Source organism: Enterococcus sp. RTP21361st1_A6_RTP21361_211029, from assembly GCF_040910045.1.
GTDB classification, from domain to species: Bacteria; Bacillota; Bacilli; order Lactobacillales; family Enterococcaceae; genus Enterococcus_D; species Enterococcus_D gallinarum.
The window spans coordinates 1-21,744 of the sequence record NZ_JBDGBK010000053.1 but is presented as its reverse complement, the minus strand read 5'-3'; the positions used below and the strand labels follow the sequence as shown (position 1 = coordinate 21,744).

General features: G+C 40.8%; 15 protein-coding genes and 2 pseudogenes. 2 read left to right on the top strand and 15 right to left on the bottom strand.

Going from position 1 to position 21,744, the window contains the following annotated elements; genetic code table 11:
* The 10 genes and pseudogenes from AB5Z52_RS10535 to AB5Z52_RS10490 all read right to left on the bottom strand — a co-directional run.
* Positions 1-456: pseudogene (locus AB5Z52_RS10535) on the bottom strand (GyrI-like domain-containing protein); the annotation flags it as partial.
* 111 nt (positions 457-567) lie between these two features.
* The gene (locus AB5Z52_RS10530) at positions 568-1,239 is read right to left on the bottom strand and encodes an amino acid ABC transporter permease (RefSeq protein WP_003127520.1); all 672 of its coding nucleotides are present in this window, start codon (positions 1,237-1,239) and stop codon (positions 568-570) included.
* Positions 1,239-2,081, bottom strand: coding sequence for a transporter substrate-binding domain-containing protein (locus AB5Z52_RS10525; RefSeq protein WP_288551780.1), 843 nt, complete (start codon positions 2,079-2,081; stop codon positions 1,239-1,241). The genes AB5Z52_RS10530 and AB5Z52_RS10525 overlap by 1 nt, the downstream gene beginning before the upstream one ends.
* A 46-nt stretch (positions 2,082-2,127) precedes the next feature.
* Positions 2,128-3,579, bottom strand: coding sequence for an amidase (locus AB5Z52_RS10520; protein WP_003127518.1), 1,452 nt, complete (start codon positions 3,577-3,579; stop codon positions 2,128-2,130).
* Positions 3,580-3,929: 350 nt separating this feature from the next.
* Positions 3,930-5,702: an oleate hydratase gene (locus AB5Z52_RS10515; RefSeq protein WP_005471782.1), complete on the bottom strand. Its 1,773-nt coding sequence runs from the start codon at positions 5,700-5,702 to the stop codon at positions 3,930-3,932.
* 485 nt (positions 5,703-6,187) lie between these two features.
* The gene (locus tag AB5Z52_RS10510; RefSeq protein WP_029487204.1) at positions 6,188-7,006 is read right to left on the bottom strand and encodes an alkaline phosphatase family protein; all 819 of its coding nucleotides are present in this window, start codon (positions 7,004-7,006) and stop codon (positions 6,188-6,190) included.
* A 1,051-nt stretch (positions 7,007-8,057) separates the two neighbouring features.
* A complete protein-coding gene (locus AB5Z52_RS10505) occupies positions 8,058-8,900 on the bottom strand; it encodes a DUF368 domain-containing protein (RefSeq protein ID WP_003127514.1) in 843 nt (280 codons plus the stop codon).
* Positions 8,901-9,097: 197 nt separating this feature from the next.
* Positions 9,098-9,604, bottom strand: a complete 507-nt coding sequence (locus tag AB5Z52_RS10500; RefSeq protein ID WP_005471780.1) for an N-acetyltransferase — start codon at positions 9,602-9,604, stop codon at positions 9,098-9,100.
* A gap of 147 nt (positions 9,605-9,751) precedes the next feature.
* Positions 9,752-10,378, bottom strand: coding sequence for a glycosyltransferase family 32 protein (locus tag AB5Z52_RS10495; protein WP_003127510.1), 627 nt, complete (start codon positions 10,376-10,378; stop codon positions 9,752-9,754).
* Positions 10,379-10,626: 248 nt separating this feature from the next.
* On the bottom strand, positions 10,627-11,730 hold the full coding sequence (locus AB5Z52_RS10490) for an alpha-hydroxy-acid oxidizing protein (protein WP_003127508.1): 1,104 nt from the start codon (positions 11,728-11,730) through the stop codon (positions 10,627-10,629).
* 248 nt (positions 11,731-11,978) lie between these two features.
* Between AB5Z52_RS10490 and AB5Z52_RS10485 the strand changes: the two genes are divergently transcribed.
* A complete protein-coding gene (locus tag AB5Z52_RS10485) occupies positions 11,979-12,500 on the top strand; it encodes an aromatic acid exporter family protein (protein WP_003127505.1) in 522 nt (173 codons plus the stop codon).
* Positions 12,501-12,691: 191 nt separating this feature from the next.
* On the opposite strand, the gene AB5Z52_RS10480 is transcribed toward AB5Z52_RS10485, so the two are convergent.
* From AB5Z52_RS10480 to AB5Z52_RS10460, 5 genes and pseudogenes are all read right to left on the bottom strand, one after another.
* On the bottom strand, positions 12,692-13,333 hold the full coding sequence (locus AB5Z52_RS10480) for a hemolysin III family protein (protein WP_159151093.1): 642 nt from the start codon (positions 13,331-13,333) through the stop codon (positions 12,692-12,694).
* 73 nt (positions 13,334-13,406) lie between these two features.
* Positions 13,407-14,267: a class C sortase gene (locus AB5Z52_RS10475; protein WP_170081422.1), complete on the bottom strand. Its 861-nt coding sequence runs from the start codon at positions 14,265-14,267 to the stop codon at positions 13,407-13,409.
* 39 nt (positions 14,268-14,306) lie between these two features.
* Positions 14,307-16,170 (bottom strand): annotated as a pseudogene (locus AB5Z52_RS10470) (SpaA isopeptide-forming pilin-related protein).
* Between the two features lie 129 nt (positions 16,171-16,299).
* A complete protein-coding gene (locus AB5Z52_RS10465) occupies positions 16,300-18,441 on the bottom strand; it encodes a collagen binding domain-containing protein (protein WP_368243747.1) in 2,142 nt (713 codons plus the stop codon).
* A gap of 12 nt (positions 18,442-18,453) precedes the next feature.
* Positions 18,454-19,752, bottom strand: a complete 1,299-nt coding sequence (locus AB5Z52_RS10460; protein ID WP_287040804.1) for a vWA domain-containing protein — start codon at positions 19,750-19,752, stop codon at positions 18,454-18,456.
* A 352-nt stretch (positions 19,753-20,104) separates the two neighbouring features.
* Here AB5Z52_RS10460 and AB5Z52_RS10455 point away from each other — a divergent pair, with 352 nt between their 5' ends.
* Positions 20,105-21,601 (top strand): helix-turn-helix domain-containing protein, encoded by a 1,497-nt coding sequence (locus tag AB5Z52_RS10455; RefSeq protein ID WP_003127500.1) that lies wholly within the window; start codon positions 20,105-20,107, stop codon positions 21,599-21,601.
* Positions 21,602-21,744: the final 143 nt, after the last annotated feature.

The following is a 21,744-nucleotide window of genomic DNA, read 5'->3' as shown; positions in this document are numbered from 1 at the left end:
ATTCGTTTTCATAAATCTATTATAAAAGAAAAGACTGTAGACATCATCCATAAAATGGACTTTGTCTACAGTCTGACGATTTTCTTTTTTCTTCATGATTTGTGTCAACTGTTCGGCGGCTAAATCAGCAGTTACTTGTTCCGGTTGCCGAATCATGATTTTATAGATCAACTCTTCTTTAGCAATCGGTCCTTGTGGTTTTTCAGGTAAAGTCCATACGCCTTCTAGCGGGTATACCGTATACTCAAAAGGCGTATTGCCGAAGGAGCCTTTTTTCAATCCCATGCGCAATCCATAGGCCATCATATAAAGTGCACTGATTTGCTCGGAAAATTCAGGACGGTTAGGATTTCCTTCGCCAGTCAACGTAATGAATTGATAAGCAGGCACTTCGATCAGCTGTGGTTCTTTTGGTAAATAGTAAGCTTTTTCTTGTTTTCGCCATTCATATTTCATTGTCCAAACTCCTTTTTTGTAAAGTGTACCACAAACAAAGAGATTGATTCATAAATAATCCAACCAGCGAATTTTTTTAGCTACTTTTTTGACGATCAGCTTTTTTGACGATCAGCCTTTTTGACTTTCAAAGCGGTCAGCAAATCGTTTTTCTAAGCGATGTTGGAGCGCTTCGATCCCGATACACAGCAACCAGTAAATGATCGCCACTAACACGTACATCGACATATAATCAAACGTCCGGCCGCCAACAATTTTGGCTTTTTGAAAAATGTCCGGGATCGTGATCATTGCCGCTAACGAGGTTCCTTTCAACAGGTCCATCGCGACATTGCTTAATGCTGGGACCGATATGCGAAATGCCTGAGGCAGAATGATCAACCGTAATGTTTTAGAAAAACTCAATCCCAGAGCATACGCTGCATCCCATTGCCCGCGATCCACTCCGGCGATCGATCCTCGATAAATTTCTCCAATAAAAGCACTGCTAGTCAAACTAAAACAAATAATGGCAGCTGTCAATGCGGGTAATTGATACGGCAATCCGAAATAGAGCAAAAACAACAGCACCAATGCGGGTACTCCTCGCAGAAAGGAGATATAGCCTCGAACGATCCTTCTTACCCAAGGGTTTTGAAGCATCCCCAGAAAAGTCAGCAATAAACCTAACGCATTTCCTGCGAGAAAAGAAGCAATGGCAATCCCTAACGTATAGGATAACCCTGTCAGTAAAAAAGGAAGCGACTCCCACATCAGTGGAAGATCAAGAGTTGGGATATACATTACTTTTCAACCTTTTGGATCTCTTTGTCAGATGGTACAGATACATCTGTTTGGAAGTATTTTTCGGAAATTTCTTTTAACGTCCTGTCTGCTTTCATCTCTTTTAAAACACGATCGACTTCGTCATGCAGTGCTTGGTTGTCTTTCGCAAAAAGAAAGCCTGTTTCGTTCGGATTGAAGTAGACATCTTCCAAGATTTTAACTGGAATATCTGGCAAAGCTGCCACCGACATCTTTTGCAGATAATAATCATTAAGGATCACATCGGTCCGTTCGTTTGCCACATCTGTCAGATACTGGTCATTCGTGGCATTATCATAGGTCACAAGTTTCGCACCATATTCTTCGGCTAACTTCATGTAGCTTGTATTGGGTTCTCCCGCTGCTTTTTTGCCTGCTAAATCATCTAGAGAGGCAATGCCAGAATCATCGCTTTTTCGCACGATCATACTATCAAATGAATACTTGATTGGTTCAGACAGACGAAACTTATCTCCACGGTCTCCGCTGAGACCGAAATCATTTGCGGCAAAGTCCGCTTCACCTCTAGTCAAGGACGCCACTTGTCCGTCTACATTGTATTCTTTGAACTGGATCGAAACACCCATCCGCTTGGCTACTTCTTTTGCAACGTCTACGTCATAGCCAACTAATTGATTGTCATCATTGTAATAAGAGGAAGGAAATAACGTACCTGACGTAGCAACAGTCAATTCTTTTGACTCTTGAACACGACTTAAACTATTGTCCTCTTTAGCCTTACTTCCGCAAGCACCTAACAACATCACAAAGGCACCTAGTACAACGATATTTTTCCACTTGTTTATTTTGATTGTTTCCATCTTTATCCCCCTAGAAAATCATTCTTGAACCGTCATTCATCGACAGTTATTTTTTGGGTAAATGAAATTGCTCCCATCGTTCAAACAATTCACCCACTTGAAAAAGTAAATCTTCACGGCCTTTTGATGCCATAAACTGAATTCCCAATGGCAAACCTTCCTCACTAACAGCTGTTGGAAGGCTGATTGCAGGTTGGCCCGTTAGATTGGCCAATTGCGTATAGGGCGTCAGTGCCAAACTTTTGTCGAACATCTGATAAATCAAGTCTCCGGCAGCAGCAGCTGTTCGTCTTTCTATCTCTTGCAGTTCGCTTCGAATCGTATCACTTTGCAAATCCTCTTCAATCAATGGCGCCGTTTGTGCTGTTGCAGGGGTCAAAAACAACTCATAATCTGCAAACAAAGCTTCCATCGTTACTGCCAGCTGATCCCAATATTGCAATGCCTGGATATAATCGGCAGCCGCTAATTTTTTGCCATATTGGTACAGCCCCCAAGTCATCAGCTCCATATCTTTCTGTTCCACTGGTCGTTGCAGCATTGCCTCGATCTCGGCAAACATTGCTGCTGTCTCTCCACCATTCATACGATAATAGCTTGCCATCATCGTTTGACCATCAACAGGATAACGGATTTCTGTAACCTGATGTCCTTGATCTTCCAAAAATGCGACAGCTTTCTTGACAGCTAAGACAGCAGTTTGTGAAACTGGACTCCCGGCTGGAGACTCGGTTGTGTACGCAACTCTCAGTGTTCGATTCTGACTGGGTCCATGATGTTTCCATTCGATTCTAGGTGCCTGATAGGGAGCCGCCGGTTGAGACGTTCGTAATCCATAAAACAAACGTTCCGTATCTCTCATAGAAAGCGTCAATGCAAAATTGATCGAAGCACCTTGCCAACTACGCCATTCTTGAGGTCCCACTGGCATAGTTCCTCGCGTCGGTTTTAACCCAATTAGTCCGTTGAAAGAAGCTGGGATACGAATGGAACCGCCTCCATCACTAGCAGCAGCTAATGGAAATAGTCCAGCCGCTACGACGGCCGCCGCTCCACCGCTGGATCCCCCTGCCGAATAGGCGGACTGCCACGGATTGCGTGTTGGACCGTACAATACTGGATCGGTAACATTTTTGAAACCAAATTCCGGAGCATTGGTTTGTCCCAAAGGAATCAATCCTAGCTGTTCCAGCCCGTTGACAAATGCACTCGTCTGCTCTGCTTTTGCATTTGCAAACAATGCAGCCGCCGATGTGGCCGGCCACCCCGCTTTACTTTGACCCAATATTTTAAGTGGTATTGGCAGCCCGCTGAATAAAGCCGCTTTTGTTTGCGGATTTTGTTCATACTGCTTAATTGCTGCTTGCCGATCAAAAGAAACAAGCGCATTTAACGTTGGCTCAACTTGCTGAATTTTTTCTTCGATCCTAGCTGTCAATTCCGAAAAACTGATTTTCTTCTGCGTTAATTGCTCTGCCCAATAGGTCGCATCTTCCATAAATCTCCCGCCTTTCATCGTAACAATTATAGCTTCTGTACTAAAAGCAAAAAAAGCTTTTAATTAACAACCAATATACCAAACAGAGTGAAAAAGTTCAATAGAAATATAACAGAATAACACTCTGTATTATTAAAAAGAAGCAATTTGTTTGATAGCGGTTCCCTTATTTTTCGCTACTCTTGTGTACATCACACAGGGGGGTCTACAGCATGGAAATCGTTCCCAAAAAAACAGTGCCATCCGTCAGACATACGTAACCTCGAAGAAAAGAGAGGCCGTTTAATGGCCTCTCTGGTTCTTTCGGGTATCCTGTCTTTAAGTAACGGATGTCACAGCATTCAAGTGTGTTAAACTAAATGATTTTTTTCAAGGATTTCGCCGATATAGGTATCTTTCGTCTTCTTAACAAATCCTTCTACTAATTTGCGTTCGATAAATGGCAGCTCCATCTCAGTCAATTTTTTCTTGTCCGATAAATAGTAAATCGCATTGGCCAATGTACGCAGATCATAGGCGGAAGCAAAGACTTCTGGAACGCCTCGTTCAATAGCTAACAATTGGTAGACAGCTTCCATCGCCGTTCGTACAGAATATTCAGTCGTAAAGACGGTATCACGTTGCGTTTCGGCAAAGTTGCCGATGAAGGCTAAGTTTCGTGAACCATTCGGTATCACAAGCGGACGATCTCCAGGTTCCCGCAACATGAAGTAAGAAGTGATGAAAGGCATATACACAGGGATCGCTGAACATGATTCATTAGAGATCCGTAGAATTTCATCTTCTGGAACACCTAAGTGATACAATAGTTCTTGAACGATTTCTTGTCCGGAACAGTGTTCAATCGGTTTTTTGATATAATTTCCTGGTGTATTAGACAATAGACCATAAACCCAAGTCACCGTTTGTTGATCGCCTTGCTCTTTGAAATGAGGTTGACGATGGGTCGCAAAACTCATCAGCCAATTTGAATCTTTGATAGTGACGATCCCACCGGTCACTACTCTTCCTGTCCGTAATTTCCGTTTTGTCAAACGAGAAATATAAGGTTCAATATCAAAGTTTTGCCATGTGACTGTCGCTGATACAAACCAGCTTTCTGCTGGCAGATTGTCATAAAAGACTTCTGGGCGACCAAATTCAGGAGATTGAGCAGCCAAGTTCTTCCAAAGATTCCAACTGCCACCTAATTCATGAGTAATAGGGGCAGGTGTATGGTGATCCCCTTCAGTCGAACTCTCCGTGATTGAGCCGTTTGTTACAAACACCAGATCATCTGCTGTCAAAGTGATTTCTTGGGCTTTGCCATTTTTCATCAGTGTGATACTTTGGGCGATTTTCTCTCCTTCAGTGATCTTCACGTCAATATTCATGACTTTGGTTTCATATTGGAAATCGACACCTTGTGCATCAAGGTAAGCTAATAATGGTTTAACTAACGATTCATATTGATTGTAACGAGTAAATTTCAAAGCCGTGAAATCAGGCAATCCATCGATATGGTGAATGAATCTTAAAACATATCTACGCATTTCGATGGCAGAATGCCATTTTTCAAAAGCAAACATCGTACACCAATAAAGCCAAAAGTTTGATTCAAAGAACTCGTCTCCAAAAACATCCTCGATCCGTTTGCCAACAAGCTGATCTTCTGAAGTCATAAATAGTTGGACCAACTCTTTTTGGGCTGCTGCTGATAAAGTGAATTCTCCGTCATCTGCTGCTCGTTGGCCACGATCATGAATGATCCGACAATTGGATGAGTTTGGATCGTCATGATCCAACCAATAAAATTCATCTAAGACGGAGGCATCTTCTACCTCCAATGATGGAATCGAACGGAATAAATCCCATAAACATTCAAAATGATTTTCCATTTCACGGCCGCCTCGAGTGACAAAGCCATCATGAGGAATAAATTTGCCGTCGAGTGAGCCGCCTGAAAGAGACAGCTCCTCCAGCACATGGATTTTCTTTCCCTCCATGTGTCCGTCACGAATCAAAAAGACTGCTGCTGCTAATCCAGCTAATCCGCCACCAACAATATAGGCCTGTTTCTTTTCGACATCTTTCGGTTTTCTGCTTCTTGCAAAAGCTTCATAATTTCCGTTTGTATATCTCATATGATCCCCTCCTAATATTGGTACAAATCCATGGTAGCAGTATCTTCTATTTGTGACAAAAATAACAACCGCTATTTTTCACAGATTTAGACAAATAAAGTCGTTTGTCTAAAAGTGCAAAGAATAGCAGCACTTCGTTGCCTTGTTCTAATTAAAAAAGACGGTCCCATAAACAGTCAACAAACAGACGGAACGACCGGATCTAAACAAAACCCAATAAATTCTAACGATCGCAACTGCTGCTATAGTACCTAGGCACTCTCACAGTTTCCAAGACGCGGCAGCCACTTTCTCTCATTTACAATGTCCGTTTATTTTCACTCATGGCACAGTTCTCTGTAGCGGAACAACAATCGATTACTTTTTTGCTTATTCATCTGATATAAGCCATCTATTTATGCCCGTTAAGCCAAACCAAATAGACCTCTAGCAATGATGCCCTAATTTGAGCACCTGACTTTAGCGGCTTTGTTCGTTTCTACAAATCAGCTGCGCCCAATCTGCATGCGTTCAGAAGTATCGATTTTTAATAAACTGCAAATCAGTGGTGCCAACTCTAATTGATTCATTTTTTCGATCCCACAGTCTGGCGGAAAAATATCTGAAAAAATATAGAGGGGGACTTCGCGATGAGCAGCCATGCTTCCGCCATGCAACCCATATTCATCCATCCCGTGGTCCGCAGTAACAATCACTTGATAACCTGCAGCCAACCAATCGTGCAAATACAGGCCAATCAATTGGTCTGCTTGGTTTACGGCTTTTCGGTATTCTTTTGAAACAGCCGTATAACGATGTCCCGCGGCATCGATATTCATGGAATGTATCAGTAACAAATTCGGCTGATACGTGTGCAGTAAATAATGTCCATCTGCAAACACATGTGAATCGGGATACTGGTTTTCACTATAAAAGATTCCATGTTGGATACTTTTTTTGTGGTCGTGTTGAATACGATCTCGTTTGATTTCATAAGGTGCTTGATTGAATAATTCACTTTGCCAATAATGTGCTGCAGCTGCAGTACTTCCGCCGGCAGCTTTGACAAGATCAAAAATCGAGAGTTCTTTGGAATGTTGACCATCAGCATTGGTCAGAATCCCATTCCGGTAGCTTGGTACACCAGTAGCCAACACTTCATACAATGGCCGAGAACTGCTAGGCATTTCAGCATGGACTTTGATCAGTTGTGCTTGTTTATAATCCACATGATGATTCAAGATCCCCATCTGTTCAACCGCGGTATCGTATCGGCAGCCATCCAAAACCAGTAAAAGCAGCTTTTCGGTTATTTGCGATTTAATGGACATAGCTTGTCACCCCCATCTGTCGGTCTTTGCTGATTCTCAAAAGCCATTTCCTAATTACTATTATAGCTAGCCCATTTAGCATCTTTTTCTTAGCAAGTCCACGTTGGAACCGGATACTTTTTTGAGGATCCAAAATCCGTTTGCTTTTGGAGGTGTTTCGTTTACAATCCCTTGCAGGGATATGGGGCAGTCTCTTTTCAATAAGTACCTTTAGCCTATCATGATTCATCTTTTCACCTCATTACTCATTTACTCCATCCTATCAAGCAATCGTTAACATCCAGTAAGCGTTATGAAAAGTTCATGTTAAGTTGGTAAACTTTTGCGCCTAACACAATAAAGGACTCGTAAGTGCCCCCCTTAAAAAAGCGACAAAAAAGAGCCAAATCATCACTTTGATGGCTTGGCTCTCCCAGGAAAAAATTTATTTTTTCAGTCTTTCTCATATCAATAAATAAATATTGACTTTTATTGACAAATCTCACAGAATTCTGTTATCTTTTCACGTTTTTCTAATAAAACACTTGCATTTTTTCATTAAATATGGAAACGTTCCCTTGATTTATACCCTCGCTTTCTATAAAATAAAAGCGAATAGAAACCAAAAAAGGCACCCCATCCCTTAGCGGCAACTAAGGAATAGGGCCTTGATTTGTCAGCAGCAACTGACCATCAAGTTTGCCATAGTCAATGCAGTACATCAACGTGTTTATTGTACCCAATTTTCTGGGTGATTTCTACCTTTTTTTAGGTAAATCAACACGCTTTGGTCTGCTTATTTCACTATGACAAAGGTATTGGGCAGGATCGTCCGATACCTCTTTTATATATATATCCTTTTTTAAATTTGGGCGCTTAGCGATCAGATGTAAGTTGTCCCGTTCGATCCTGTCCCCTTTTTCCAGCGACGTTTCATGATTATCTTCCAAGGGGGAGTGAGGATAGTACGTGTGAACGTCGCTATTCAGACAAAGGTTGCCTCGGTTTCTATTCCATAAAAAAACAATCGATCATCTGACCGATTGTTTTTTTGTCCACGCAGTGGTTATTTATATTTTTCTTCTAATTTACTCATCCAAGCCCCTAACCAGTACCCTAAAACAAACAGTATCACACCGCTGACCGCAGTCAGCCAAGTAAATCCGCTATAATCAGCCACTGGTGGCAAGACGATTAATACTGTTGATGCAATCACAATTCCCAAAATAAAGTGATAGACTTTCGAATGATAATGCTCCAAGAGCCACTCCATCAATTTTGAGAACAGCAGCATCACGAGTAGACCACCAATTGCGATCGGCAAGAAGACGCCTAAAATGTCGAACCCCTTGAAGCCTTTCAACATCGGATCATACAAACCTAATACGAGCAATAAGTTAGATGGGCTTAATCCAGGCACCAACACACCTAATGCAATCAATCCGCCGGCCAAAACAAATCCTAAAAAGTTTGCTGGGATCGTTCCTAGAATATCACCCATGAAATAAAGAAATAAGAAACCGATGATCATTGTACCAAAGAACCAAAACAAATCCCCCATAGTTCGTTTGCTTTTAAGAGTCGATTCTTTTGCAAGTGCAGGCAATGTACCAATAATGGCTCCGGCAAATCCCCATAAGACGACAATCTGATAATTTTGCAGCAGCCATTCTAACGGTTTCGATAAAAGCCCGATCCCAACGATCCCGCCGATCCCTACTGGCAAGAAAAAGAGCAGATTTTCTTTGAAGTTTTTCGTTAAATGTGCCATAAAACGCAGCATTCGTTCATAGATCCCTAAAATTGCTGCTAGAACTCCACCGGAGACCCCCGGCAAAATAAATCCTAAAGCAATAACGACTCCTTTTAAAAATCGTGATAATACACTTTCAGTTTTTTGTTGTCCCATTCTTGTCCCCTTCATCTGTCACCATAATTTTCATTTTTTAGTTAGTCATTTACTACTATACTGGAAGCTCTATTAATTGAAAAGGAATTTTCATCCTCCTCTTGCTCCCTCTTTCGAAGTCACTAATGGCATCTCTCATCGACAGGTTTTCGACTTTGATTTTTCAACAACAACGAATCGAAGAAGAGTGACTCTCTTCATATTTGTTTTTCCATTAAATAATCGGTCTGTTCATCATCCCCCATGAAGAAAGAATGACTGCCTACTCGTCGAAAGCCCATCTTGTTATAAAAAGCCAATGCATTGGCATTGTGTTCCCATACGCCTAACCACAAAGACGTCTTTTGTTTTGCCTTGGCAAACTCTTCCGCAAAAGACAACAATTGCTGACCATAGCCGCGGCGTTTGTAGTCACTTCGGATGTAGATCCGCTCAACTTCAAGTCCCTCTGGTGCAATCGGCTCAGTTTGAGCTGTTCCCCAATTAAGCTTTAGATAACCAGCAATTGCTTCTTCTTGCAAAAAGAAAAAAGCAGACTGCGGATTTTTCAGTTCTTTGTGCAACTTTTCTGAATGATAAGCAGCCTCTAAATAAGCTTGCATATTTTCTTCCGTATTATATGGGGCAAATGTGTCCTGATACGTCTCAATACTGATGGCTTTCAACTCAACAAGGTCAGCCGGTGTACATTGGATAATTCCCATGATAAACTCTCACTCCGATCCATTTCATTTCGTTCTATTGTGGCATAATTCATTGCCAAAGACAATAAAAAATAGTTCGTCAGCAGGCGCCCATTCAACTGTTGCTGGGATTCTGCTTGACGAACTATCGGATCAGTAAAAAACTGTTTATAGCCAAGATCCGGAAAATTGGTGGATCACCATAGTAGTTGGATCTTCCTCAACTTCGCCGGTAATATAACTTTTTGGCGAGAAAGTCATTTGCGGGAAAATTTCTACCCCTTTAACCGTTTGACGCTGATTGTTTAGTTGCAGACCATATTCCTGCAACAATTCAGTGACTCGAATGACGTTGGTTACTACATCTTCCGTTTTTTCTGCTCGCACAAATTCACGATCATCATAGTCATGATACCATTCTTCCATGAAAGGATGATGAGGCACTGCACCGATGATACCGGTGGAAATTTTGGTTTCGATCTCAAATCCCATAAATGCCTCATAGTTTAATAGATCATCTAATGGTTTCACCACTTCGACATCGGTATCCATATAAATGCCGCCTTCTGTCACTAATGCATACAAACGAACAACGTCAGAAACAAAGGCCCATTCTTCTTGTTTGTAGGCTTCTTGTAAGTAAGAACCAAATTTTGAAAGATCGATCGTTGATTCATCCCAGCGTTTGATCTCATAGTCTGGGCAAAATTTGCGCCAGGTTTCGATATATTTCTGTTCGCTTTCCCCTAATTCATTGCCCCCAAACCAGCAATAATGAATGATTTTTGGAATCATTTTCCCCTCTCCTTTTTGATTTCGTTAATTTAAGTGTACAGGGTTTTCTCTCCTTTTCAAAATCATATACACTGTTACTATCAAATAAATCGTAGCAGTTCGTTCTTGATACCGGTGATTTCCTATAATCAACCCAGATACAAAAAAGCCATAAAAAAAGCCCCGCTGCCGTGGCTTTCAAAGGTTTCAGTTCTTTGAATTTCTGGCTGCGTGCGGCAGAGGAAGGCTCTTTTTATTACTATTTTTTATTACATATAATGATTGTCCCGTAGTTTCGCTTGGCGAATATCTGCAATCGTTTGAGTCCCTGCTAATTGCATTACCATCTCTAATTCTTTTTTGAAGAAATCGAACACTTGCTGAACGCCTGTTGAACCGCCTAACGCTAATCCGTAAATCACTGGACGTCCAATCGCCACTAGATCAGCACCAGAGGCGATTGCTTTAAAGACGTGCTGCCCACGGCGAACACCGCTGTCAAAAACGATCGGAACTCTGCCAGCGACGGCATCTGCTACGATCTGTAAAGAATCAAAAGCAGCTGGTCCACCATCTAACTGACGGCCACCATGATTTGAGACCCAAATCCCTTGTGCTCCAGCATCTAACGCACGTGCTACATCTTCTTCTGATTGAACCCCTTTGACATAAACAGGTAAGTCAGATTCCTTCGCAATGAACGCCACATCTTGAGGACTCAGTTTTTGTTTGGAGGAGCCATATACCGCATCCATTGTTTGTCCGATTCCAGACTGATAAGCTTGCACAATTGGCATAGCCAATGGAAAGGTAAAGCCGTTACGGCGATCCGTTTCTCGGTTGCCACCAACTGTGGCATCCGCCGTTAAAACAATCGCTTTGGCACCATTGCGTTTCGCCATCGCCAAAATATCCCGATTGATGCCATCATCTTTGCTCATATAGAATTGAAACCACTGAGGTGCTTGTTCTCCGCCGGCTGCCCGAATTTCTTCTAGCGTACAGGAAGCATAAGAACTAGCTGTGTAAATTGTACCGAAGCGCGCAACTCCTTTTGCCGAGGCTTTCTCCGCATTGACATTGGCCAAGCCATGAGCGGCCACCGGAGCCATGATAATCGGTGCATTTAATGTATCACCGGAAAAATTAGTCCTGGTGTCTGGTAATTCAATGTCTTTGAGGACATGAGGAATAATCAGCTTATGATTGAATGCGCGTTCATTTTCTCGATAAGTGAAGGTATCTCCCGCACCGCTAGAGATGTAGCCATAGCCTCCTTTGGGAATCACTTCTTTTGCTGCCTCTTCTAAATCACGCATGTTGATAAAATCGACTGCGCCTTCTGCCGTACTTGCTTGATAAATTTTTTCCATCCCTATCCCTGCTCTCCAATAAGATAACGTTTACAATATTATGTTACGCTTGTTTGGTCAGCCAAGCAACTGATTCGCTCCAACGATGGTATTCACTCTTTTTTGATCACTCTCAAGCTAATTGACGTATTCTCCAGGAGAGCCACGAAGGTTTTTCACAAAGAAAAGCCTTTGCAGCAACCTTTCGGACTTTTTTTCACTAGCAAATACAGCTTATGGTATGATATGATTCGTTTGAAAGGGTTAAGATGATTTCTTATGAAAGGATGGCATTATTGAATCTATTCGGATTAAAATTTGGTTTGCGAAATCTAAAAACGGGGATCAGCGTCTTCATTTGTATTCTTCTAAGTTTTCTTCTACAGCGTGAGACATACGTTGTTTCAACGATCACCGCTGTCTTTACCTTAAGAGAAGATCATGGGACTACTGTCAAATACGGCCGGCATCGGATTGCTGGAAATACCTTTGGCGCATTAGCATCGATCATCTGTATCGGAATTTTTAAATTTTTTGGCTACACACACCTTGTTCAGCTGCTATCGATTCCTTTCGTTATCATGCTGATGATCGCATTATTAGTGAAATTCGACTATCACGAAGGAACGGTCGGTGCCTGTGCTACCCTATTGACGATTTTATTTATGGTTCCCCAAACTGAATCCTATCTTTATGCCTTTAACCGGGTGATCGATAGTTTCATTGGGATGGCCGTTGCGATTGCCGTCAACCGCTGCTTGCCTGCATCAGCTAAAATAGTAGAAGAATAAGGTAAAAAAACGTGCTGAGCTAAATTGCTCGGCACGTTTTTGCTTTAGTCATAAAGGATTTCCTCGCATTCCCTTTTCAAACAAGAAGCACTCGAAAAATAAACCATTTTCGAGTGCTTCTATTTTTTTGAGAGTGTAACGAACCTATGTCCCAACAATTTGTTCATTCTTATTTCATCATGCACAACGTCTTAATTACTTACGTAAATCGCAAAAAACATCAATGCTGCACCTAACATGACAAACAAATGCCAGATTACATGGGTGAATCGTCTATTTTTCATACTATAAAAGAGCGAGCCTACAGAATAAGCGATTCCTCCAGCAACTAACAGTAGTAATCCGGTCAAATCGATATTCTGATAGAGCTTAGGTAAGACAACAATGATTGCCCACCCCATCACATTGTAGATGATCGTTGAAACTTTCGATACTTTGTTCATTTTTGTCAACGTCAAAGATTTGTAAATAATCCCTATTACTGCGGTGGTCCAAATGACACTAAGCAAGATCAACCCAGCCATTCCCTGTACGACTAAGAGGCAAAATGGGGTATACGTACCAGCGATCAAGAGATAGATCGAGCAATGATCGAATACTTGGAAAACTTTCTTTGCCTTCGTAAAAATCAGGCTATGAAATAACGTAGAGGAAAAGAAAAGCAGAAAAAGCGAACTTCCATAAATCGCAAAAGCGACATAATCTAAGGTGGTATGGGCGCGATCCATCAGCAAATTAAAGCAAAACAAACTTAACAACGCTGCGATCCCATGGGTCACTGCATTTAATACTTCATTGATGATTTGATACTTTCGACTAAATTCTATCTCCATCTTGATCCACTCCGTTTCATTTCTTCGACTCCATTATACTCGAAAAACTATCTGATTACCAAAACTTTTGAATCTAGTTTTTAAAACTACATGTATTTTTAACTTTTGTAAAATGTTTTATCACCATCACCAAAGACAGCATCAAAAGGACAACGATCAAACCAGTCACGAGTAAAAAGGTCGTTCGTTTTGCTTGCTGCACTTTTGACAATGACGCGCTTATTTCCTCTTGCTCAACTGCGACCCTGTGTCCGCGAACCAGCAAACGGTGACTATTGATCATATAAGGGGTGCAAGTAACTAGTGTGACCAGGTCTTGGTTATCTTGGATCTGAAGTGTTTCTGTTTTTGTCGGCGCGACAGTTTGTATTTGATCGATTTGATACGCAAGATATTGACCATTGATTTCGATATAAAAGCGATCCTCTATCTGTAACCGAGGTAGATCTGTAAAGAGTTTTGCTTGTGGTAATCCTCGGTGACTAGAAAGTACCGCATGCGTCGATACTCCTCCGACTGGATATGAAGTTCCCTCGAGCAGACAGGCCCCTTTCTCCAATAGTTTTGTTGTCGTCTGATCAAAGATTGGTAAATTGACATTGATTTTTGGGATCGTCAAAACACCTATCGTGTGTGCTTCTATATAAGATTTCAGCGAGTTCTGCTTTTCCTTTTTTTCCTTGGAAAATGGGTCTGCTTCTGTCTTAGGTTCATTTGATGCCATTTTTTCATTTGCTTCACGCATCTGCTTGTTCAACTCAGCAATCACTGACGCATGTTCAGATTTTGCTTTTTTCTGATAGTTTTTGATGATTTGTTGATCGAGATAGTCATTCAATGTATCGCTAACAAAGGGATACGCCAAGCTGAGGATACCGATAAAAAATACCAATAGCATGATTAGATCTAAAGGATGCCTTTTTTTTTGCTTCATTTCATTCTCCTCAGCTATCCATTCGTTCTTCGTTTGACACTAAGCCTTATATCTTTTTATCCAGTAGACACCTACTATCGTCAATAAAACGACACCCAAACCAATATACAAAGTAACTCCCTCGCCGCCAGTTGCTGGTAATGTTCCTTTCTGTTTGTTTGGTACTTTTTTTTGGAGTAACCAATTCATTCGCCACCGCATAAGATTGTGCATCTACTTTGAAAGCAATTCGTTCATTTAATTTGATATAGCTATTCGGTGCTTTGGTTTCTTCCAAATAGTAGGTTCCATAAGCTAATCCTGTAATGTCTACTAATCCATCGTTCGTTGTATTGAAAGTTGTTGCTTTCTCCGGAGAATTCGTCCACGCCACTGCTTTTGTGACTGGATCAATGATCAAATAGTTCGCGGTCGCCGAATTTTCGTCGCGTACGACAAACGATGCACCTGCCAATGGCCGTAGCTCAATCACTGCCCCATCTACTTTTATGAATCTTTTTCCCCCTGTCAGAACCTCAACAGTCGGTGGTGTTTGATCTGTCGTGTGACCATTATCGACATTTGCTTCGTTTTTATAACCTTTCGTCGGATCTGCTAGTTGATTCAAATAAATGTAATAAACGAATCGCAACGTTCCACCTGGAGTCAGGGAAGGGATATATGTGGGCGCAATTGCTACTGTAAAACCATTGGCATGTTCAGTGATCTGATAATTATTAGTATCAATGAGACGTTCACCATCATAGAGTGCATAGCTTGTTTCTCCCTTGGACTGATTCATAAATGTCAATGCAGGATCGTGGCTATCGATCAATTTGAATGAGGTATACTTGTTGCTCTCCTCCTCTTTATCGGCAATCCCATCAGGTATATTGACGGTGATCTCATAGTTGATTGCTTCACCGATGGCTACATCTTGTCCTTCTAATTGGGGCGTGTCTTTTTCTACTTTAGTCGTATCATTTTTTACCGTCTTTGCTACAGGCATTTGACTTCCTGAAATGATGGTAAATAGCGTAGTTGTTTGGTCGGCAATCATCTCAGCATTTTCAGGCGCTTTGACTTCCTCCAATACATACTCTCCGACCTCTAAACCAGCGACGATCATTTGTCCTTTAGCCGCAGCACTCTCGACAAAGTCCTCTTCTCCTATTTCATAACGATTGCCGCTGACAAAGTGTTTCGCCTTTGATTTGTCTGACGTCCATGTATACATACCTTGTGCAACGCCTTGTATATATTTTGTTACCTCTGATTCTTGTTTGACAATGACGAATTCCGCACCGTTCAGTGCTTCACCCTCAGCGGAACCAATTTTCGTGACTTGCAGTGTGCCATCATTTTCAACAATGTTTTTAGGATACAAATGAATCATCGATAGTTCTTCTGCTCCATATTGATACGTACCGTCTGCTTGTTTGATCAATTCATACACAGGAAACGCCACGACCATATTTGCAGCAGCAGTCACCCCTGGTTTTGCCGCTTCTTTGATCACATAGACGGCATCTTTTCCTGCTTGTTTTTTGGGCAATGATAAAGAAAGATCCCCATGAGTATCCGTACTGCCTGAAAAAAGAGCTGTGCTAAAAGTTTGTGATTGCACCTGTGCTTTCGCTTCTTCAATCGTTGCGCCGTTTTCTCTTGCTTTAGTAAATGCTGCGGTCGCATCGTAGACATGGAAGGTGACGTCAGCTAGTCCTTGATAGTCATCAAACTCTGCCATTTCCTTCCCTGTGTTTTGGATCCCTTGACTTGGAAAATCCAACATTTTCTTCTTGTGGATCACCAGTTGCACCTCAGTTCCATCAGCATACACGTGCTGGATAGAAATCAATGCTGCCAATGTTACTAGTGAAATAAAACATAGTACCAATCGTTTGATATGCTTTCTCTTCTTCATTTTCTTTACTCCTATTCTTTTAATAAACAATGAATTTTCCTACGATCAATTTGCCATCAAGAAAACCATTTTTTCACTCCATTTCAGAACCAACAATGAACAAAAAAGGAATCCTCTAATCAATAGTGCTTACGCATTGATTTCCCTTTTTCTTCGCAAAAACGAATAGATGGCAAATGAAACAATGCCGCTGAGACTAGCAATGATGCCAAGTCCTCCCATGCCGCCGGTCTCCGGCAGAGAGAGCAACGCCTGATTGGTAACCACTAATTGCAATTGGTTGTTTTTGTTCCCACTTTGTAAGTGCACTTCTGTTGGTTCTCCAGCTATTGTCACTTTGCCATCCTCTTGGATAACAATTTGCACTGGTTCCTTTAGCCCGACATGGCCTTCTGGTGTTTTGATCTCCTCCAGCGTGTAATTCCCGGGTTTGAGATCTTCAAAAACAAAGGTGTCGATTGCTGTTTCATCACTTGGTAATTCGATTTGTTCAGCTGAACCAGATAGTCGGAATGCCGCGCCTTTCAACGATTGACCTGTGTCTGTTTGCTTTAAGACAGTTAAATCAAATGGTTTGATTTGATTGCTATGTGTCAGCGTCCAAACTGCTGCATGTTCTACATTTTTCCCGTCATATTCAATCGTTCCATAAGGATCAACTTCAAACTCATAATTTCCTGGAATCGTATCATAGCCAAGCGGTCCTGCGGTTTCCACTATTCGGTATTTGCCAGATTTTTGGATGGTAAATTGCGCCAATCCTGATGCCGCTGTGGTGGCTTCTTTCAGTGTTTGATAGCTTCCTTTATCCGCTTTTATTTGTAATGCAAAGGTCGCGTCTGCCAAATTTACTTTTTCTTTGCCTTTTTCTGTATACTTTCTTATAGCGATCGGAAGGTCTAAAAAAGTGTTCTCGATTGTCAACTGGATGACTTGGTCGTCAACTGCTGTTTTTTGACCGTCCACTGTTACTGCGCCATTATTAGAAATCGCGATATCCCACATGTGCTTTTCTGAGCGTTCGTGTCCAGTGGGTGGACTGATTTCTGTCAATGTATAGTTTTTTCCTTTTTCAAGACGTGTTTCTTCTGGCAACGAATACGTACCATCTTGATGATCGATCAGCTGAATCTCCCGCTCCTCAATCGTTAGTTGGAATACCGCGCCTTTTAGGAGATGATCATTTGCAGAAGATTTCTTGGTTACTTTTAAGTCTAAAGGGACAAATTGTTTTGTATTTTTCCAAGTCGTTGCATTGATTTTTTCTGATTGATAGCCGGGAACCGCTTCTTCATTGACCGCCTCATAGTGGAAATCTTGCCCTAGATTGTTGTATTTCGGTAGCCAAAGGGTTTCTCTGATTTCTTCACTAGATTCTGAAACTTTGGTGACTTTTGTTCGCTCCCAACGATTTGTTTCGTCCTTTGCCGGCTTATTTAATTGTATATAGGCATTTTCCCAACTTGATGATTGAGTGATCCCCCTTCGCTTGATTTCGTAGATCACTTTTTCTGGTCGCGTTGTCAGATCTTCATCAAATTCTTCCCATTCTTTGAAGAAATCAAGAGAAACACTGGGCGCTTTCGCTGATGGAATACCAAATTTAGCAACTACATCTGGGTTGGACGTTGGCTGAAAGGTGGTCGAACCATTCATCTGATACCACCTATCTGGTTCGAATGTTTTACTTTCTGTTTGGATTCTAACTTGATAATGCAGTTGGATCTCTTGGCCTTTTTCTAAATAGATTTGCTCGACTCGAATGATAGAATCCTCAATGGCTAGAATCGGTTCAACAGATAAAGGACTCGTTCCGACACTTTTAACAGAAACACTTTCTGTTTCATAAACGAATGGCTCAATGATCGGATCAGTGATTTTCCCATCAACGACGGTCCCAGACAATTGCACAGCTTTTCTGGCTAAATAATCAGCAATATCTGAGGAATCATTTGCAGACTCGTAATACAGTGTCCCATCCTCCCCATTCGAGACCATTTTCCGCATTCGACTCTCGACTTCTTCTTTCGTGAGTCCTGCGGTTTCATCCCCCTGTAGTTGGATTCCTAACCCATGGATTTCGATTCCTCGTTGCTTCAATGCCATTGCTTCACCGATCGTAGCAATAAATGTCGAATTGATCCAACGCCGTTGCGAAGATTGGTTGCTTACTGAAGCAAGATAAGGGGGGGAGATTTTCGAAGTATAGTCTGGATGATCAATACGTCCGCTAAAGGCTGTACCATAATAACTACCATCTTCATCGTCCATTACACTAGATACTTAATACGAGCAAGTCGGAACGCCATCGGTTAAGAGAACGATCACTTTTTTGTGTCCATTTTGTTCTGATAATAATTCTCCTGCCTGTCGTAACCCATTTTGAGTAAATGTTCCGCCACTTGTTGAAAGAGGGGTTGCTGCTTTGATTTCTTCTTTTACACTATCAAAGGCTTTTAGCGGAATCGTACGGTTGCTATATCCTTCACTTGAGAATCCGACATACCCTAAGTTGATTTTTTCCGTCACGCCACTATCTGATAATGTATCAATAAATCGGTCAATGCCATTTTTCACCTCAATGATCCGATTTTCTTCATTCATACTCCCAGACCAGTCTGCAACGAATACGATATCAAGTGGAAGAATGTCCTTTTGCGTGTTACCTCGGACATTTACATACAGATCAAACAAACCTGGAGTTGCTGTCTCTTTAGCAAATTTTCGGATCGCATAATCGGCTGCTTCTTTCTCCCCACCATATTCAATATAAGAATTATTTTGATTGGTTGGATCACCATCCCAATTAGTCACTCCATCCCATTGTTGTTTTCCCTGACGATTGCCTTGGTGATTTCGTACATACTGATTATTATTTGGTTGCCACATCGCTTTCGGATAAGTACCTTGCCCATCCGTTACATACTCTGGTTCGATCGTAGTTAATCCATCGGAACTCACCTGTCCGTTGAACAATTGCGGCTGATCAAACGGATGATACTCGTCCGAGATGACCGAGGAATCCTCTGATGTATCATATACTTCAGAGGATTCTGTTGTTTCCGCTATATCTTCACTTGTAGTTGACGGCTCTTTCTTCTCATTAGCGATAGAGAATGGATAAGAAGCGGCTTCTGATAAAAGTAACTTTCCTGCTTTTTCTTCAATCTGAATATTGAGTTGAAACTCTTTATTAGTATTTGGCAATGCGACATTCCATTCTTTTTCGACACCTCCCTGCGAAAAATCACTGCCTATCCATTTCTGTTGCTTCTCATCTGTATATTCTTGGTATTCCTGAGAAGTGTAAGAAGTAAGGAAATTGTTTTCAGCTGCATCCTTGGGATGCAGCTGAAATAAAAATCGTCTTTCTTGTGTTGACTCATTTAAGCGATAAAAGAGGATCAAATGATCATCTGTTTGCTTGATACTCACTTCTCCATAATCATTTTTCAACACCTCTACTACATCAACAACATCTTCATCATTTGCTACTACCTTGTTTATGTGTTGAGAATATAAGTAAGCGATGAAAAAGATGGCCAACAAACTAAGAAGGACAAGATGCTTTCCCTTTTTCATTTTTAGTGCCTCCTTCGAAATTTTTTTAAAATTCAAATAGATAATAAAAAAAAAGAAAAGATTCACTAATATTTCTAATTCTTTCCCCTTCAGCTTCTAAATATTCAATTATAGTTATTTATATCCATTAAACACACTAACAAGGAAGCAAAAAAATATTGATATCGTTATTTAAAATTGTGGGTTATTTCTTTTCTCTCAAAAAACATACTCGCTGAACGCTATTTTTGAGACAAGTGAAATAGAAATATTTCTAAACCTTGTATAGACTTATTAGAAATCTGAGACACGTATTTACAAGAGAAATTAAATACGCTAATAATAATAATTACAAAAAAAGGAAGGTGATCAATTGATTGAAAAAATTTTGTTAGATGATCATGCCAGAACGAAATTGAGTGTCTACGGCAAGTTGATGACACTCTCACCCGGGGAATACAGCATAGATCAGGTGCGGGAAAACTTGGATTTTTATTACGGCCCTGCACGCTTCAAAAAAATCTTGAGCGCAATCCAAGATGATTTAGAAAAATTTACTACCATCAAGCTATTACATAGTAAAAATAAGTTAACCGTCAATGAACAACTTGTTCAATACACCCAATACCAACATTACCTTTCAACTGAAAGTGTTCCTTATAAATTGTTGCTCAGTATGCTAATAGAAGAGGACGACGATCTCGCTGCTTTTTGTAACCGGCACTATATCAGTCGCTCGACCTGTTTTCGTCAAACAAAAAAGCTGGTTGAATATTTGAAGGAATACAATATCAACTTGAATTTATCGAATCTGACCTTGTCAGGTTCCGAAATGTTGATTCGTATCCTCTTTTTTAATTTCTTTTGGTTTGTATCATTAGGTGAAAGTTTGGACATAGTTCCTTATAGCCAAGAAGTGAGAGCATTGATTTATAAACATGAAGAAGCACAGCATAAGAACAAGTTTGACTTAGGAAAAAAACAAGCCAGTCTCCATTGTCTGATTTGTTTGCTGAGGATCAAAAACAGCCACTTTACTGATATCTATCACTTATCAAGGGATTCTTTCATTCCAAGTGGTACAGACCTCAACTTCTTTTACGATTTCTTCAAGATCGCCAATCTGCGTTTAGACCTCTTGGAGGTAAACTCTTTGTTCTATTTGTTTTATTATTGGCCGTTTCTGACTTCCAACCAAGACATTCGTCTGCCGATCATCCAACATTCTTATCAGCAACCAAGTAATGACCCCAAGGAGATTTTGGACGAATTCCAAGACCATTGTCAGACGTTTATCGGTACGTTTCATTTTGAAAATGAGCCAGCTCTATATTTGAACATCTACCTATCGATTGGTAACTTTAGCTTGTTCAAACAAAAAATCCCTTTGACCACATTGTTTATTTCTTCGTATATCAAAGAAAAGTACCCACTCTTACATATCTTGACAATCAAAATCGAAGGCTTCTGGAAAAAATTTTCCCAACGGAAAAATTATACGTGGCTGAAATCTTGTGTAAGTGAATTAGCTTTCATCCAAGCTTGTTTGCTTTATCCGTATTATTCAGAAATCGACGAAAACTATAAGTTGAAAGTTGGTTTTGTCAATGTTTCTGAGCATCTGATTTCCGCTGAGATCTTAAACCTAGGCAAAAAGATCCCATTTGTTGCTATCGAACAGCTGACACTTCCAATCACTGAAGAATATGACTTTATCATCTTGGGGTCACCTTTGCTGATTCCGAAGGGCCTAGATCCTTTTAAATATACGGTCCTTGATTATTGCCATTACAGTGATTTCGAAACTGATTTATATCAACGCCTTCTAGAAGTCCATCATCAAAAACTACAAACTTTGTTTTCTAGTTAACTGATTTATGTAAAACTGGCTGTGGTAAAATTCAAAAAAAAACCGTCAGAAATGAGCTATTTCATTTGGTTCTATAATATTTTGTGTTGGTGGAAAATCGAAGGCGATTTTCTACTAACACTTTTTCTTCGTTTCAACTCAAA

Coding starts and splice junctions, on each gene's coding strand:
- AB5Z52_RS10490 (WP_003127508.1), bottom strand. CDS start 11,730: ATGGAAAAAATTTATCAAGCAAGTACGGCAGAAGGCGCAGTCGATTTT.
- AB5Z52_RS10495 (WP_003127510.1), bottom strand. CDS start 10,378: ATGATTCCAAAAATCATTCATTATTGCTGGTTTGGGGGCAATGAATTA.
- AB5Z52_RS10505 (WP_003127514.1), bottom strand. CDS start 8,900: ATGGGACAACAAAAAACTGAAAGTGTATTATCACGATTTTTAAAAGGA.
- AB5Z52_RS10485 (WP_003127505.1), top strand. CDS start 11,979: ATGATTTCTTATGAAAGGATGGCATTATTGAATCTATTCGGATTAAAA.
- AB5Z52_RS10525 (WP_288551780.1), bottom strand. CDS start 2,081: ATGGAAACAATCAAAATAAACAAGTGGAAAAATATCGTTGTACTAGGT.
- AB5Z52_RS10460 (WP_287040804.1), bottom strand. CDS start 19,752: ATGAAAAAGGGAAAGCATCTTGTCCTTCTTAGTTTGTTGGCCATCTTT.
- AB5Z52_RS10520 (WP_003127518.1), bottom strand. CDS start 3,579: ATGGAAGATGCGACCTATTGGGCAGAGCAATTAACGCAGAAGAAAATC.
- AB5Z52_RS10475 (WP_170081422.1), bottom strand. CDS start 14,267: ATGAAGCAAAAAAAAAGGCATCCTTTAGATCTAATCATGCTATTGGTA.
- AB5Z52_RS10515 (WP_005471782.1), bottom strand. CDS start 5,702: ATGAGATATACAAACGGAAATTATGAAGCTTTTGCAAGAAGCAGAAAA.
- AB5Z52_RS10530 (WP_003127520.1), bottom strand. CDS start 1,239: ATGTATATCCCAACTCTTGATCTTCCACTGATGTGGGAGTCGCTTCCT.
- AB5Z52_RS10480 (WP_159151093.1), bottom strand. CDS start 13,333: ATGGAGATAGAATTTAGTCGAAAGTATCAAATCATCAATGAAGTATTA.
- AB5Z52_RS10465 (WP_368243747.1), bottom strand. CDS start 18,441: ATGGACGATGAAGATGGTAGTTATTATGGTACAGCCTTTAGCGGACGT.
- AB5Z52_RS10500 (WP_005471780.1), bottom strand. CDS start 9,604: ATGGGAATTATCCAATGTACACCGGCTGACCTTGTTGAGTTGAAAGCC.